We start from the raw sequence: 14,120 nt of genomic DNA on the forward strand, positions 1-14,120 counted from the left end.
TCGTCGGATGAGCAGGGCCTTCACCCGCGAGGAAGACAGCGAAAACGCCATCGCCGGCATCGGCGAGCGGCCGATCAGCCATCACCGCAATCTGGTGACGGAACGCGGCCTGGCGCTGATCGATGCGGAGGTGGCCGCTCTGCGCGACGAGCTCGGCCGAGCCGAAAAGCGGGCCGACCGCGAGCGCATCGCGCTGGTGTCGCGTGATCTTCGCTATTGGACGGCGCGGCGCGAAAGCGCCGAACTTTCGGTGCCGGAGCCGGGCAGCGACATGGTCCGCTTCGGCATGGGTGTCACGTTGGAAAGCGACGACGGCAAGAAGGTGCACTGGAAGATCGTCGGCGAGGATGAGGCAAATCCCGCCAAGGGGACAATTTCCCATGTGTCGCCGATGGCGATGGCGCTGTTCGGCAAGAAGGTCGGCGAAGTTGCCGTGGTCAATGGCAAGGAGTGGGAGATCGTCAAGCTCTCCGACAGTTAGTCTTCGAGCTTGACGACATGATCGCGGAAGAACGCCGCGGCACCAGCCTTGTCGATTTCGCCGGCGGCGACCATCATGACCAGTTGAATAATGTCCGCCTGCTCGGCTTCGATGCTCAAGCCATTGAAATAAAGGAACAGATCGGCCGCCGCGAAAGCAGTACGCTTGTTTCCGTCGACGAATGGATGGTTTTTGGCGATACCGAAAAAAAGATAAGCGGACGCCAGCTCACAGAGATCGGGCTCGCCATAGATTTCCCTCTGCTGCGGCCTGTAGAGCGCCGACTCCAGCATTCCCTCGTCGCGGATGCCCGCTGCGCCGCCGTGGAGGCGCAGCTGCTCGGCGTGAAGCGCCTCCATGAATTCCCGCGAATGATGCTCGGTCATTTTGCGAGCGCGCGGTAGGCAACCTCATACTTCTTCATCCGCTCACGCGCGATCTTCATCTTGCGCTCGAATTCTTCAGCAGTGTCCTCGGTGCGGCGCAGACGAAGCTCATCGCCTTCCTGAACGATGACGATGCTGTCGCCCGCCTTCAGGTTCATGCGGACGAGAATTTCCCTCGGCAGGATCACGCCTTCGGAATTGCCGATTTTGCGAATGGTGGTGTTCATGGTGAGACATCCTGTTGCAACGCTGATTATAACTCTGCGTGTTTCTCGTTACAACAGACGTTAGAACAAGGCATCAGCCAACCTGCAGCAGGCGGTCCATCAGCCGGTCCGCCGCTTCCGGGATGACTGTGCCGGGCGGGAAAATTTCAGTGGCGCCTGCCTGCCGGACTGCGTCGTAATCCTGTGATGGAATGACGCCGCCGGCGACGATCAGCATGTCGTCGCGGCCGAGCTTCTTCAGCGCAAGTTTGAGTTCGGGAATAAGCGTCAAATGGCCCGCAGCCAGCGACGAGGCGCCGACGATGTGCACGTCATGCTCGACGGCCAGCCTGGCGATCTCTTCCGGCGTCTGGAACATCGGCCCGACGGTGACGTCGAAGCCTAGGTCGGCAAAGGCGGTGGCGATCACTTTCTGGCCGCGATCATGGCCGTCTTGGCCCATCTTGGCGACCAGAATGCGCGGCCTGCCGCCCGACTTCTCCTCGAACGCCACGATCTTGTCCTGCAGCCGATCGACCACTGGACTGCGACCAAGCGCGTTGCGATAGACGCCGGAGATCGTCTGCACCGAGGCGACATGGCGGCCGAAGACTTTTTCCAGCGCCAGCGAAATCTCGCCGACCGTGGCGTTGGCGCGCGCCGCCCGGATGGCGAATTCCAGCAGGTTTCCGTTACTCCCGGCAGCACGGGTCAGCGCATCGAGCGCGCTCTCGACGGCAGCGACGTCACGCGTGCCTTTCAGCCGCTGCAGCTTCGACAATTGCCGTGCCCTGACCTCGGCATTGTCGATCCTCAGCACGTCGACTTCGATGTCCGTCCCGGGCTGGTGGGCATTGACGCCGACCACGACCTGTTCGCCTGAATCGATGCGCGCCTGGGTGCGCGCGGCAGCCTCTTCGATGCGCAGCTTCGGTAGGCCCTTTTCGATTGCCGCGGCCATGCCGCCGAGGCTCTCGACCTCCTCGATATGCGCAAGCGCACGCGCCGCCAGGTCATGCGTCAACCGTTCGACATAGGCGGAGCCGCCCCACGGGTCGATAATGCGCGTCGTGCCGGACTCCTTCTGCAGGATGAGCTGTGTGTTGCGGGCGATGCGGGCCGAATGGTCGGTCGGCAGCGCCATTGCCTCGTCGAAGGAATTGGTGTGCAGCGACTGCGTATGCCCTTGGGTCGCGGCCATCGCCTCGATCATGGTGCGGATGATGTTATTGTAGGGGTCCTGCGCCGTCAGCGACCAGCCCGAAGTCTGGCAATGGGTGCGCAGCGACAGCGAACGCTCGTCCTTCGGCGAAAAATTCTTCAGCATCAGGCTGGCCCACAAAAGGCGCGCTGCTCTCAGCTTCGCGACTTCCATGAAGAAATTCATGCCGATGGCCCAGAAGAAGGAAAGGCGCGGCGCGAAACGGTCGATGTCGAGGCCGGCCGCGACGCCGGCGCGGGCATATTCGATACCGTCGGCAATCGTGTAGGCGAGTTCGAGGTCCGCCGTCGCTCCCGCCTCCTGCATGTGGTAGCCGGAGATCGAGATCGAATTGAACTTCGGCATGTGCTTCGACGTGTAGGAAAAAATGTCCGCCACGATCCGCATCGAAGGTTTTGGCGGATAGATATAGGTGTTGCGCACCATGAACTCTTTCAGGATGTCGTTCTGAATGGTCCCGGCGAGATCCTTCTGCGCGACGCCCTGTTCCTCCGCCGCCACGATATAGAGCGCCATGATCGGCAGCACGGCGCCGTTCATCGTCATCGATACCGTCATCTCGTTAAGCGGGATGCCGTCGAACAACTGGCGCATGTCGAGAATGGAATCGATGGCGACGCCGGCCATGCCGACATCGCCGGCGACGCGCGGATGGTCGCTGTCGTAGCCGCGATGCGTGGCGAGATCGAAGGCGACCGAGAGGCCTTTCTGGCCGGCGGCAAGGTTGCGCCGGTAGAAGGTGTTGGATTCCTCTGCCGTTGAGAAGCCGGCATACTGCCGGATCGTCCAGGGTTGCTGAACATACATCGTCGGATAGGGGCCGCGCACGAAGGGCGGCAGGCCCGGATAGGTATCGAGATGAGGTAAGCCCTTGAGATCGCCCTGGTTGTAGAGATGCTTGATGGCGATGCCTTCCGGCGTCATCCGCTGACCTTTGACCTCGACAGGCGCCCGCCGTGGCGGCGACCAGGCGATCTGGCTGAAATCCGGGATCATGGTACCGCTCCGATCGACTGATCGATGCGGATCGGAAACAGCGGCTCGCACACCGCAACGCCTTCGTCGAAGGCAGGCCGCCGCGCCGCCGCCAGCGTCTCGACCGGACGCTCGGTCTTCGACGGGTGCAGCGTCGTGCCGACGATCGCCCGTTCGCCCGCCTGGTAGGCTGTGTTGCGGCGGGCGGAAGCTGCCTGGACGCGCCTCTGGATGTGGCCTTGCTCAAGGCTGCTCAGCACGCCGCCTTCCGCCTCGATCTGCTGGAACTCCTGCCAGGCCGCCGCGCAGAGCTCCGCAGTCAGCGCTTCGACGGCGCCCGAACCGCAAACCGGATCGGCGACGTGGTCGATGTGGCTTTCATTGGCCATGATCAGTTGCGCGTTGCGGGCAACGCGGCGGGCAAAGCCCGCGGGTAGGCCGTGCGCGATCGTGTGCGGCAGGATGGCGATCGAATCCGCGCCGCCGGCGGCAGCCGCGAAAGCGGCGATGGTGGTGCGCAGGATGTTGGTTTCCGGGTCGGCCGCCGTCATCATCCGGAAGGAGGTTTCGGCATGGATGCTGGCGGTGGAGGGCGATATCGAGCAGGCCTCCTGGACACGCGCCCACAGCCTGCGCAACGCCCTGACCTTGGCCGTCGAAACGAACTGGTCCTGGTCGACGCTCAGCGCAAAACCGATATGCGGCGCCGCGTAGACGAGCGGCTGGCGCGCCTTCTCGAACAGCCTCAGATAGGAGACGGCCGAGGCGAGCATGGTGCCAAGCTCCTGCGCCTCGGTGGCGCCGGCATTGTGGAATACCCGCCCGTCGGCCTCCAGCAGCACGCCGGGCACACCCATCGAAAAGAAATGCGCCAGCGATTGCGGCATCGAAGCCTGTAAAGCGTCGATCGACATGCGCAGCCTGCCGGTCCCGGCAAAAATCGCCGCCGGATCGATGCCGAAGGAGAGGTTGAGCTTTGCCGGGTCGGAGCGGCGCTTGGTCAAAAACGCCACCAGCCAGTCGGCCACGGCGCGGCTCCAGGGATGGGCGTCGATGCGGATCTGGATGCGGTTGAGCGGCACGCCGTCGAGCACGCCCTCCAGCGCCTCCGCCGTCCTCGGCAAGCCATAGCCGAAGGCGTTCGGCGCACCCTCGAAGACAAGCGACAGTCCGGTGGCACCCTGCGCGACGTCTTCCAGCGCCTGCGCACTGGCCCGGCCTATGTCCGGATCGTCGATACGCTGGCTGACGATCCACGGTGATCCCGGGTTGGCGCGCACGACAGGCTCGGCGGTTACCGAACGCTCGTAGAGCGGTTCGATGCGGATGGCGTCGTCCGTATGCGAGACGAGCTTTTCCTCGAAGGACCCGCCGGCCAGCGCCTTCTCCGCCAGCGCCAGCCATCGTTGCCGGTCGGCGTTCGGAAGTTCGGCATCCTGGGTCAAGGCACCGGCGCCCATCCGTTCTCCTCATTCTAGCGGCCGCAGCGGCCAGCTACGTCAGTCTACGTTCCCCGGTCGCATATCACAATGCAGCGTACACGCCGTGCAACACGTCTTGCGTGACTGCGACCGTCAATCGATTGCCAAACATGGGCAGGTTCCGCAAGCTCCAAAAGCCATTTTCGACGACGCCCATTGTCGCTGCGCAATGGCCTCACTATACCTGCGGCGGGGCTCCCTTTTCTTCAAGGGATCAGGCATTCAACCCTATAGGTTTGCGGAGACCGGGCACATGGCCGATGACACCAGTATCTTCATAGGAGCCAGCCGCAAGCCGGACGACAGCTATCAGCGGCCCGAACAGCTTTTGCTGCAATATGGCAATCGTCACGGCCTGGTCACCGGCGCGACCGGCACCGGCAAGACGGTGACCCTGCAGATATTGGCCGAGGGTTTCTCCAATGCCGGCGTGCCGGTATTCTGCGCCGACATCAAGGGCGACCTGTCGGGTATCGCCATGATGGGCACAGCGCAGGATTTCCTGGTCAAGCGGGCCGAGCAGGTCAAGCTCGATCCCTATGAATTCCAGGAATTCCCGGTCATCTTCTGGGATCTGTTCGGCGAGCAGGGCCACCCGATCCGGGCCACCATCTCGGAGATGGGCCCACTGCTTCTGTCGCGGCTGATGAACCTTTCCGAGGCACAGGAAGGCATCATGAACATCGCCTTCCGCATCGCCGACGAGGAAGGCCTTCTGCTGCTCGACTTGAAGGACCTGCGGTCACTGCTTGCCAACATCGCCGACCGCGCCGAAGAGATCGGCGCTCGCTACGGCAATGTGACGACACCTTCGGTCGGCGCCATCCAGCGCACGCTGCTGGTCCTGGAGCAGCAGGGCGCGGCCAATTTCTTCGGCGAGCCGGCATTGCGGATCGCCGATATCATGCGCACCACGCGCGATGGACGCGGCGCCATCAGCGTGCTCGCCGCCGACAAGCTGATGATGAATCCGCGGCTCTATGCGACGTTCCTTCTGTGGCTGATGTCGGAACTGTTCGAGGAACTGCCCGAGGTCGGCGACCCGGACAAGCCGAGGCTGGTCTTCTTCTTCGACGAGGCGCATCTTCTGTTCGACGACGCCCCGAAGGTGCTGGTCGACCGCGTCGAGCAGGTGGTCCGGCTGATCCGTTCGAAGGGCGTCGGCGTTTATTTTGTCACGCAAAATCCGCTGGATATCCCTGAAACCGTGCTGGCCCAGTTGGGCAACCGCGTGCAGCACGCACTTCGTGCCTATACGCCGCGCGAACAGAAGGCCGTCAAGACGGCGGCCGAGACGTTCAGGCCCAATCCCGATTTCGACTGCGCAACCGTGATCACGCAGCTCGGCACCGGCGAGGCGCTTGTCTCGACGCTGGAAGCCAAGGGCGTGCCGTCCATGGTGCAGCGGACGCTGATCCGCCCGCCATCGTCGCGCCTTGGCTCAATCACGTCCGAAGAGCGCCGCAAGCTGATCACTGAAAGCCCGGTTGCGGGACAATACGACCAGACCGTCGATCGCGAATCCGCTTTCGAGATCCTGCAGAAAAAGGCCAAGGACGCCCAGGAGGCACAGGCGCAGCAACAGGACGCAGGCCGTTCGCGCTGGACCATTCCCGGCTTCGGCAACGACGATCCCCAGCCGACCGGCGGCCGCCGCGCGCCGCGGCCATCCAACCGCCAGACGGTGGCGGAGGCTGCGATCAAATCCGTGGTTCGCTCGGTCGGCTCGTCGGTCGGACGAGCGATCGTCCGCGGCATTCTGGGCAGCCTGTCCAGGGGGCGGTGAGGCGCATCGGACCCGAAGGCGGGCATCGGTGTTTGCAAATTCTGCCTTGGCATGAAGCGCCAGTAGGGAGATCTGAAGGACAGCGGACGGCGGCTATGCGCCATTTCGAGACCTTTCTGACAATCGCCCACAATGTCGCGCTTCTGACCCGAAGCCGCTTTCCGGCCAGTGGGACTCCGGGCGCCATCCGTCGTCGCGAGTTCACGCCGTTCCAAATGGAGCGGTCTTGCGCTTGAGTCTGTGCTATGTTGGGCAGTGAAGGAAGGGGCAAGGTGAGCGAGATCCGCAAACTTGCGGCGATCCTGGCCGCCGATGTTGTCGGATACAGCCGGCTGGCTGGGTCGGACGAAGATCGGACGCTCGCGCGACTCCGGGCGCTCCGCAGCGATGTCATCGACCCCACCATCGCGGTTCACGCCGGTCGGGTAGTGAAGCGAACAGGTGACGGAGCCCTCGTGGAATTCCGCAGCGTTGTCGATGCCGTGCGCTGCGCCATCGAAGTGCAAAATGGCATGGTCGAGCGCAACGTCGGCCTCCCACCGGAGCGCCGCATTGAATTCCGGATCGGTATTCATCTTGGCGATGTGGTCGAGGAGAGTGACGGCGACCTGATGGGCGACGGCGTCAACATCGCCGCCCGTCTGGAAGGAATCGCCGAACCAAATGGGATCTGCCTCTCAGGTGCGGCCTATGAACAGGTGCGCGACAAGCTGAAAGAAGAATTCGTCGATCTCGGCGACAAGGAGCTCAAAAACATTGTACGGCCGGTGCGAGCCTATCGTCTGAGCCTGAGCCAAAACGTGGCGAAGTTGGAGCTCGTCGCGTCGGCCGTGTCCGGCGGAAACCTGCCGCTTCCCGACAAGCCTTCCATTGCCGTACTGCCATTCCAGAACATGAGCGGAGACAGGGACCAGGAGTTCTTGAGCGACGGCATCAGCGAGGATATCATCACCGCGCTGTCCAAGCTGCACTGGCTGTTCGTCATCGCCCGCAACTCGACATTCGCCTACAAGGGCAAATCGGCCGACATCCGCCAGGTGGCCCGTGAGCTCGGCGTCCACTACGTGCTCGAGGGCAGCGTTCGCAAAGCCGGCGACCGTATTCGCGTTACTGCCCAGCTGATCGAAGCCGCATCCGGGACGCATGTGTGGGCCGAGCGCTATGACCGCGCGGTGAGCGACATATTTGCCGTGCAGGACGAGATCACGGGAAGCGTCGTCGGATCGCTGGAGCCGCAGCTCTATGCTGCAGAGAACGTGCGCCTCAGGAAGCGGCCAACCGAGAGCCTGGACGCCTGGGGCTGCGTCGTGCGCGCCATGCCCTACGTGTGGACCTGGGTTGCCCGGGACAACGAGGTCGGTGTCGGTCTGCTCAAGCGGGCCATCGAGATCGATCCGGAATATGCCCGCGCCATTGGCCTGCTCGGCTGGCTTTATGCCGCGAGGGCGCATCTAGGGGTGGCGGAGCCTTCCGAGGTGCTCGACGGGGCACTCGCGCTCGGCCAGCGCGCGCTCGACCAGGACAATGACGATCCATGGGCTCATCTCGTGCTCGGTTACGTCCACATGGTCGCGCGGCGTCCCAAGCCTGCCAGGGAGGCGCTTACCGAAGCGATCGAGCGAAACCCGAGCTTTGCCATGGCGCATATGGTTCTGGGCTCGAGCTACGGCTACGCCGGGATGGGCGCGGAGGGCGCCCGCCACGCAGAACTAGCGATGCGGCTCTCCCCACGCGACACGATCCAAGCAGCGGTGCTCTCGACGATCGGCACCTGTCATTTTGCAGCCGGGCGCATCGCCGAGGCGGTCGAGTTCCAGCACCGCGCGGTACAGCTCAGGCGCGACTTCGGCACCGCATGGCGCAGTCTCGCGGCAGTGGCCGGGCTGTCCGGCGACCTTGCGCTCGCCGCTTCCGCACTTGCAGAGGCCCTGCGGATCCAGCCGAACCTCACGCTGGACTGGATCGAGCGCTATCATCCGATCGCCCCCGCGGAGCTTCGTGCGCTCTATGCCGAAGGGCTGCGCCGGGCGGGCCTAAGCTAATTAATCAACCTGGCCGTACAAAGCGACACCCAACAACCTGGCAACCGCCGGCTCGAGGCAGATCGACCGCTTGAGCCGCGAGGAAGATCCCGCCCGCGCTTTCGACCAGCTCAGAAGATCGAATTTGTGATCGATTTTATCGGGCCGAGCAGGATCGATCCTTCCGGCACGCCGGCGTCGATCGGAATGGCTCTGCGGTTTGCTGTTGCCACCACCGGCTGGCCGACATCGGCTGTCACCACGACCGGGGTCTTGTTCGGCACACGATCGTAGAGATCGATAATGTCCTGGTTCATCAGGCGCACGCAGCCCGACGACACCGATTTGCCGATCGACCGCCATTCCGGCGAGCCGTGCAACCGGTACAGCGTGTCCTGGTTACCCTGGAACAGGTAAAGCGCACGCGCGCCAAGCGGGTTGTCCAGCCCGCCGGGCATGCCGCCATTATCGGCGCTGTATTTTGCGAGCTCGGGCTGGCGGGCTATCATGTCGTCCGGTGGCGTCCATTTCGGCCATTTCTGCTTCCATTGGACCACCGCATCGCCCGACCATTCGAAGCCGGCGCGGCCGAGGCCGACGCCGTAGCGGATCGCCTGGCCGCCCGGGCGCACCAGGTAGAGGAAGTGGTTGGTCGTGTCGACGACGATGGTGCCGGGCTGCTGCCCGGTCGGATCGTCAACGATCTGGCGCAGGAACTGCGGGTCGATCTTGTCGACAGGTATGGCCGGCAGCTCGAAGCCGCCATCGGACATCGGCCCATACATCGTCACGTAATCGCCGAGCGCCGGCTCGACATAGGTCGGCGGCGGTGGCTCGACCGGCTGCTGCGACAGGGTGGTGCAACTGGAGACCGCGACCGAGGCGGCGCCAAGGGCTGCTGCGTTGAGGAAACCGCGACGGCTAAGGCGCAGAGAGGACGATTGGGGTGTGAACATGATTGCCTTTTTTAAGTCTCAAATCGCAACAAAGCGTGAATGCGTCCGATACGGCGCAGGTGCTTGAGCAATGTCAGTGCGATAGGCGGTTCCAATTCTGGCCGCAGGGTGGACAAACAAAGGCAAAGCTGTGACTGGATCGTCACTGTTGCGTCGAGGCAACATGTCCGGCCGTCAAACCCCGGAGATCAGACCATCGAGGGACGGCAGGATCAGGGCCGGTGGGAAATCCCGGTATTCCTCTGGTTGATTGGCGCGGTTGATCCACACCGTCCTGAAGCCGAACTTGGTGGCGCCGGCGACGTCCCAGCGGTTGGATGACTGGAAAGAGACGGCGCCCGGATAGAGGCGCCAGCCCGTGGTGACCATGTCGTAGACCGACGGATCGGTCTTGAAGCGCCTGACGCTGTCGACGGAAAAGACGTCGTCCAGGACCTGGTCGAGCGCGGCGGATTTGACCGCCGCTTCCAGCATCTCAGGCGAACCGTTTGACAGGATCGCCAGCCTTGCCCCCGATGCCTTGAGCGCCTTGAGCAGGGCCGGTACCTCCGGATAGCAGTCCAGCCGCCAATAGGCCTCGAGCAGCTTCGCCCTCAGCCCGGCATCCGCGGATGGAACCTTGCGCAGGGCGAAGTCGAGGGCCTGCTCGGTGAGCTGCCAGAAATCGGCATAGGCCCCCATCAGCGTCCTGACCCAGGAATATTCCAGCTGCTTGGCGCGCCAGATATCGGACAGCAACTGGCCGTCCGGCCCGATCTGGTCGGCGTGACGGCGCACGGCCGCATGCACGTCGAACAGCGTGCCATAGGCGTCGAAAACGTAAGCCGCGAACTGCATTCGACAGTTTTGAGGCCGCGTAAGGCAAGGCGCAAGCGCTGATTGCAGTCCGCCAGCCCGCTGGCCTCAACAAATCTCAGCCAAGCCGGTTGACGGCGGCCGCCAAAGCATCTTCCAATGCGCCGCAACAAGCATCGAACGGAACCTGGCAATGACACTGGCGACTGCGGCGCAATCCGCGACATGGACCTTCGTCGACGGCGACTGGTACGAGGGCAATGTTGCCATTCTAGGGCCGCGCAGCCACGCCATGTGGCTCGGCACCAGCGTGTTCGACGGCGCCCGCTGGTTCGAGGGCGTCGCTCCCGATCTCGATCGCCATGCAGCGCGGGTCAATGCCTCGGCGATCGCGCTCGGCCTGAAGCCGACGATGAGCACCGACAAGATCGTCGGCCTGACCTGGGACGGGCTGAAGAAGTTCGACGGCAAGACGGCAGTCTACATCAGGCCGATGTATTGGGCCGAGCATGGCGGCTATATGGGCGTGCCGGCCGACCCGGCCTCGACGCGTTTCTGCCTTTGCCTCTACGAATCGCCGATGATCTCGCCGGCTGGGTTTTCGGTGACGGTGTCGCCGTTCCGGCGCCCGACCATCGAAACCATGCCGACCAACGCCAAGGCTGGCTGCCTTTATCCCAACAACGGCCGGGCCATCCTCGAAGCCAAGATGCGCGGCTTCGACAATGCGCTCGTGCTCGACATGCTGGGCAATGTCGCCGAGACCGGCACCTCGAATATTTTCCTGGTCAAGGACGGCCATGTCCTGACGCCGGCGCCGAACGGCACCTTCCTGTCCGGCATTACCCGCGCGCGCACTATGGCCCTGCTGGGCGAATACGGCTTCACGACGACGGAAAAGACGCTGTCGATCCGCGATTTTCTCGAGGCGGACGAAATCTTCTCGACCGGAAACCACTCGAAAGTCGTGCCGGTCACCCGTATCGAGGAGCGCAATCTGCAGCCCGGACCAGTGGCCAAGAAGGCGCGCGAACTCTATTGGGAATGGGCGCATTCGACTTCGCCCGGCTGACCCGCTAAAAAGCGGCCGGCGCTTCGTTTCCGGAGTTGTTCCAGACCAATCCAGTCCTATGTTAGTCCGGTATCGACACCGGATTTTTCCACGAGGGAGTACGACCGATGGCTTTTGAATTGCCCGCCTTGCCCTATGATTACGAGGCCTTGCAGCCTTATATGTCAAAGGAAACGCTGGAATATCACCACGACAAGCACCACAAGGCCTATGTCGACAACGGCAACAAGCTGGCCGCCGAGGCGGGCATGGGCGATTTGTCGGTCGAAGAGGCCGTCAAACAGTCCTTCGGCAAGAATGCGGGCCTCTTCAACAATGCCGCCCAGCACTACAATCACATCCATTTCTGGAAATGGATGAAGAAGGGCGGCGGTGGCAACAAGCTGCCGGGCGCATTGCAAAAGGCGGTCGACAGCGATCTTGGTGGCTACGACAAGTTCAAGGCCGACTTCATCGCCGCCGGCACCACCCAGTTCGGTTCGGGCTGGGCCTGGGTCTCGGTCAAGGACGGCAAGCTGGCGATCTCGAAGACGCCGAATGGCGAGAACCCGCTCGTCCATGGCGCGACGCCGATCCTCGGCGTCGATGTTTGGGAACATTCCTATTACATCGATTATCGCAACGCCCGGCCGAAATACCTCGAAGCCTTCGTCGACAGTCTCATCAACTGGGACTATGTGCTCGAACTCTACGAAAAGGCCTGATCCGTTCCAGAAAAGCCCCGGCAGAACCGGGGCTTTTCTTTTTCAGCATCAGAACGACAGTTGCAAAATTTCACGCAAGCGTGAGGCGCAGCGTCGGAATTTTTAAGCCATCCTTGCCGTTTGTCATCGGGTGGGACCGCATCCTGAATTGCCTTCAACATGGAGCCAAGTGAATGAGAAAGCTTATCCTCGCCATCTCGATGCTCGCCTTCGCCGGTTCGGCGGCGTTTGCCGATCCGGTTGCTGACCGGCAGGCCCTGATGAAGGAACGCGGCAAGATCGCCGCCGGCTTGTCGAAAGTGGTCAAGGGCGAGACGCCCTACGACGCAGCTTCGGTGCTGACCGCGTTGCAGGCACTGCAGGCCAATGCCGAGAAATTCCATGCCGGCGTCGACACGCTTTTCCCCGCGGGCAGCGACACCGGCGACACCACGGCGTCTCCCAAGATCTGGCAGGACATGGCCGGCTTCAAGACGGCTGAAGGCAAGTACCTCGCAGACGTCAAGGCAGCGGTCGCCGCAGCACCTGCAGATGCCGAGGCGTTGAAGGCACAGTTCAACACCATCGGCGGCGGCTGCGGCAACTGTCATCAAAACTACAGGGTGAAAAAAGGCTGATGGCGGGCAATGCGCTTGCTGAAGAAACTTGCCGGCGCCGCCCTCGTTCTGGGCGGCGCGGCCGCGATTGCCGGCTGGTTCCTGTCGGCTCCGGTCAGGCTCGATGCCGCAACGCTGGCTGAGCTTGGTCCCGGCGACGCCGCCAGGGGCAAGCGCATCTTCTACGCCGGCGGCTGCACGTCCTGTCATGCCAAGCCCGGCTCGCAAGGCGACGCCCGCCTTCAGCTGGTCGGCGGCCTCGAGCTCAAGACGCCGTTCGGCACCTTCGTGCCGCCGAACATATCGCAGGATGCCAGGGACGGCATCGGCGCCTGGTCGGTCGAGGACTTTGCCAACGCCATGCTGAAGGGCGTATCACCGTCGGGCGAGCATCTTTATCCGGCATTTCCCTATACTTCATACGCGCGCATGAAGCCGGCCGACATTGCCGATCTCTATGCATTCCTCAAGACCTTGCCCGCGGTCGCCGGCAAGGCGCCCGCCAATTCGCTGGCATTTCCCTTCAATGTCCGACGCGGTCTTGGCTTGTGGAAGCTGCTCTATTTGAGTGACCAGCCGGTCGTTTCCTTTCCCGACGGCACGCCCGACCCGGTGCTGGCCGGCCGCTATCTGGTGGAAGGCCCCGGTCATTGCGGCGAATGCCACACGCCGCGGGACCTCGCCGGCGGCACCAGGAAGGGCCAGTGGCTGGCAGGTGCGGCCGCCGCCGAAGGCAGCGGTATCGTGCCGAACATCACGTCGGGCGAGGGCGGCATCGCCGACTGGTCCGAAGCTGACATCGCCAACTATCTCGAAACCGGCTTCACGCCGGATTTCGATACGGTCGGCGGCGCGATGGTCGACGTGCAACGGAACATGGCCGTGCTGACCCCGGAGGACCGTGCGGCGATCGCCGCCTATCTGAAAGCCGTGCCGCCGCATCCCAACGGCTATCCGGCTCGCAAGAAGCCGGCGAGCTGACGGCCGTTGCGTCAGCGGTCGCCGAGAAAGTCGAAGCCGGTTTCGAAGAAGTGATTGTAGTCGCAGGTCATTTCCTCGCCAGGCGCAATGTCGCGCAAGGCATAGGTCTCCTCCGGCTGCGAGACGTCGCAATTCGGGTCGTCGGCATGGTTCATGTAGCGCGCATCGTCGGCTTCGAAGACGATGTAGTTCGGGTCGCACCGGTCCGGGTAGGCGTAGCGGTCAAGGTAGGTTTTCACCGGCCCGGTTTCCCGCTCGTAGGTCGTCACCTCGATGCGGCGGTCGTATTTCGGGTCGAGCTTCCAGACCAGCGTGCCGCGGGGAATGTGGTTCTTGGCAAAGACGCCGATGCCCTGGATGGGCGATTTGTCGAGATAGACATCGACGAGCAACATGGCAGATTCCTGGGTGATTGAGTGTTGGCGGCGACCGTGAAAAGGCCGCGCATTGGGTAGCGC

At 63.1% G+C, this 14,120-nt stretch carries 14 protein-coding genes; 7 read left to right on the forward strand and 7 right to left on the reverse strand.

Annotated features, from left to right (window positions below; translation table 11 throughout):
* Window positions 1-7: 7 nt before the first annotated feature.
* Complete coding sequence (locus NKJ72_RS22790) at window positions 8-481, forward strand: GreA/GreB family elongation factor (protein ID WP_254819923.1); 474 nt, start codon at window positions 8-10, stop codon at window positions 479-481.
* On the opposite strand, the gene NKJ72_RS22795 is transcribed toward NKJ72_RS22790, so the two are convergent.
* The 4 genes from NKJ72_RS22795 to NKJ72_RS22810 all read right to left on the reverse strand — a co-directional run bounded on the left by NKJ72_RS22795 (window position 478) and on the right by NKJ72_RS22810 (window position 4,730).
* The gene (locus NKJ72_RS22795; protein WP_352479505.1) at window positions 478-867 is read right to left on the reverse strand and encodes a type II toxin-antitoxin system death-on-curing family toxin; all 390 of its coding nucleotides are present in this window, start codon (window positions 865-867) and stop codon (window positions 478-480) included. The genes NKJ72_RS22790 and NKJ72_RS22795 overlap by 4 nt on opposite strands.
* On the reverse strand, window positions 864-1,094 hold the full coding sequence (locus tag NKJ72_RS22800; RefSeq protein WP_352479506.1) for an AbrB/MazE/SpoVT family DNA-binding domain-containing protein: 231 nt from the start codon (window positions 1,092-1,094) through the stop codon (window positions 864-866). Before NKJ72_RS22800 ends, NKJ72_RS22795 begins: the two co-directional genes overlap by 4 nt.
* Before the next feature lie 73 nt (window positions 1,095-1,167).
* The gene (gene scpA / locus NKJ72_RS22805; protein ID WP_352479507.1) at window positions 1,168-3,291 is read right to left on the reverse strand and encodes a methylmalonyl-CoA mutase; all 2,124 of its coding nucleotides are present in this window, start codon (window positions 3,289-3,291) and stop codon (window positions 1,168-1,170) included.
* On the reverse strand, window positions 3,288-4,730 hold the full coding sequence (locus NKJ72_RS22810) for a methylmalonyl-CoA mutase subunit beta (protein ID WP_352479508.1): 1,443 nt from the start codon (window positions 4,728-4,730) through the stop codon (window positions 3,288-3,290). The genes scpA and NKJ72_RS22810 overlap by 4 nt, the downstream gene beginning before the upstream one ends.
* Window positions 4,731-5,004: 274 nt before the next feature.
* Here NKJ72_RS22810 and NKJ72_RS22815 point away from each other — a divergent pair, with 274 nt between their 5' ends.
* A complete protein-coding gene (locus NKJ72_RS22815; RefSeq protein ID WP_352479509.1) occupies window positions 5,005-6,537 on the forward strand; it encodes a helicase HerA-like C-terminal domain-containing protein in 1,533 nt (510 codons plus the stop codon).
* 272 nt (window positions 6,538-6,809) lie between these two features.
* Window positions 6,810-8,579 (forward strand): adenylate/guanylate cyclase domain-containing protein, encoded by a 1,770-nt coding sequence (locus NKJ72_RS22820; RefSeq protein ID WP_352479510.1) that lies wholly within the window; start codon window positions 6,810-6,812, stop codon window positions 8,577-8,579.
* A 110-nt stretch (window positions 8,580-8,689) separates the two neighbouring features.
* Here the strand turns inward: NKJ72_RS22820 and NKJ72_RS22825 are convergent, their stop codons facing one another.
* Together NKJ72_RS22825 and NKJ72_RS22830 are read right to left on the reverse strand one after the other, a co-directional pair.
* Window positions 8,690-9,514 (reverse strand): L,D-transpeptidase, encoded by an 825-nt coding sequence (locus tag NKJ72_RS22825; protein ID WP_352479511.1) that lies wholly within the window; start codon window positions 9,512-9,514, stop codon window positions 8,690-8,692.
* Window positions 9,515-9,688: 174 nt separating this feature from the next.
* A complete protein-coding gene (locus NKJ72_RS22830; RefSeq protein WP_352479512.1) occupies window positions 9,689-10,351 on the reverse strand; it encodes a haloacid dehalogenase type II in 663 nt (220 codons plus the stop codon).
* A 151-nt stretch (window positions 10,352-10,502) separates the two neighbouring features.
* On the opposite strand from NKJ72_RS22830, the gene NKJ72_RS22835 reads away from it, so the two are divergent.
* The 4 genes from NKJ72_RS22835 (at window position 10,503) to NKJ72_RS22850 (ending at window position 13,662) form a co-directional block, all read left to right on the forward strand.
* Window positions 10,503-11,381, forward strand: a complete 879-nt coding sequence (locus tag NKJ72_RS22835) for a branched-chain amino acid aminotransferase (RefSeq protein ID WP_352479513.1) — start codon at window positions 10,503-10,505, stop codon at window positions 11,379-11,381.
* A 107-nt stretch (window positions 11,382-11,488) separates the two neighbouring features.
* The gene (locus tag NKJ72_RS22840) at window positions 11,489-12,085 is read left to right on the forward strand and encodes a superoxide dismutase (RefSeq protein WP_023677850.1); all 597 of its coding nucleotides are present in this window, start codon (window positions 11,489-11,491) and stop codon (window positions 12,083-12,085) included.
* Window positions 12,086-12,258: 173 nt separating this feature from the next.
* Window positions 12,259-12,702: a c-type cytochrome gene (locus NKJ72_RS22845; protein WP_254819933.1), complete on the forward strand. Its 444-nt coding sequence runs from the start codon at window positions 12,259-12,261 to the stop codon at window positions 12,700-12,702.
* A gap of 9 nt (window positions 12,703-12,711) precedes the next feature.
* Window positions 12,712-13,662 (forward strand): cytochrome c, encoded by a 951-nt coding sequence (locus NKJ72_RS22850; protein WP_352479514.1) that lies wholly within the window; start codon window positions 12,712-12,714, stop codon window positions 13,660-13,662.
* 11 nt (window positions 13,663-13,673) lie between these two features.
* Here NKJ72_RS22850 and NKJ72_RS22855 read toward each other — a convergent pair whose 3' ends face one another.
* Window positions 13,674-14,057 carry an SET domain-containing protein gene (locus tag NKJ72_RS22855; RefSeq protein ID WP_254819935.1) on the reverse strand — a complete coding sequence of 128 codons (384 nt, stop codon included), beginning with the start codon at window positions 14,055-14,057 and terminating at the stop codon, window positions 13,674-13,676.
* Between the last annotated feature and the right edge of the window lie 63 nt (window positions 14,058-14,120).

Origin of the sequence: Mesorhizobium sp. M0045, assembly GCF_040323385.1 — a bacterium.
GTDB lineage: Bacteria > Pseudomonadota > Alphaproteobacteria > Rhizobiales > Rhizobiaceae > Mesorhizobium.

What these genes read in the sequence shown, in the direction of transcription:
- NKJ72_RS22790 (WP_254819923.1), top strand. Translation starts at nt 8, where the DNA reads ATGAGCAGGGCCTTCACCCGCGAGGAAGACAGCGAAAACGCCATCGCC.
- NKJ72_RS22795 (WP_352479505.1), bottom strand. Translation starts at nt 867, where the DNA reads ATGACCGAGCATCATTCGCGGGAATTCATGGAGGCGCTTCACGCCGAG.
- NKJ72_RS22800 (WP_352479506.1), bottom strand. Translation starts at nt 1,094, where the DNA reads ATGAACACCACCATTCGCAAAATCGGCAATTCCGAAGGCGTGATCCTG.
- scpA (WP_352479507.1), bottom strand. Translation starts at nt 3,291, where the DNA reads ATGATCCCGGATTTCAGCCAGATCGCCTGGTCGCCGCCACGGCGGGCG.
- NKJ72_RS22810 (WP_352479508.1), bottom strand. Translation starts at nt 4,730, where the DNA reads ATGGGCGCCGGTGCCTTGACCCAGGATGCCGAACTTCCGAACGCCGAC.
- NKJ72_RS22815 (WP_352479509.1), top strand. Translation starts at nt 5,005, where the DNA reads ATGGCCGATGACACCAGTATCTTCATAGGAGCCAGCCGCAAGCCGGAC.
- NKJ72_RS22825 (WP_352479511.1), bottom strand. Translation starts at nt 9,514, where the DNA reads ATGTTCACACCCCAATCGTCCTCTCTGCGCCTTAGCCGTCGCGGTTTC.
- NKJ72_RS22830 (WP_352479512.1), bottom strand. Translation starts at nt 10,351, where the DNA reads ATGCAGTTCGCGGCTTACGTTTTCGACGCCTATGGCACGCTGTTCGAC.
- NKJ72_RS22835 (WP_352479513.1), top strand. Translation starts at nt 10,503, where the DNA reads ATGACACTGGCGACTGCGGCGCAATCCGCGACATGGACCTTCGTCGAC.
- NKJ72_RS22840 (WP_023677850.1), top strand. Translation starts at nt 11,489, where the DNA reads ATGGCTTTTGAATTGCCCGCCTTGCCCTATGATTACGAGGCCTTGCAG.
- NKJ72_RS22845 (WP_254819933.1), top strand. Translation starts at nt 12,259, where the DNA reads ATGAGAAAGCTTATCCTCGCCATCTCGATGCTCGCCTTCGCCGGTTCG.
- NKJ72_RS22850 (WP_352479514.1), top strand. Translation starts at nt 12,712, where the DNA reads ATGCGCTTGCTGAAGAAACTTGCCGGCGCCGCCCTCGTTCTGGGCGGC.
- NKJ72_RS22855 (WP_254819935.1), bottom strand. Translation starts at nt 14,057, where the DNA reads ATGTTGCTCGTCGATGTCTATCTCGACAAATCGCCCATCCAGGGCATC.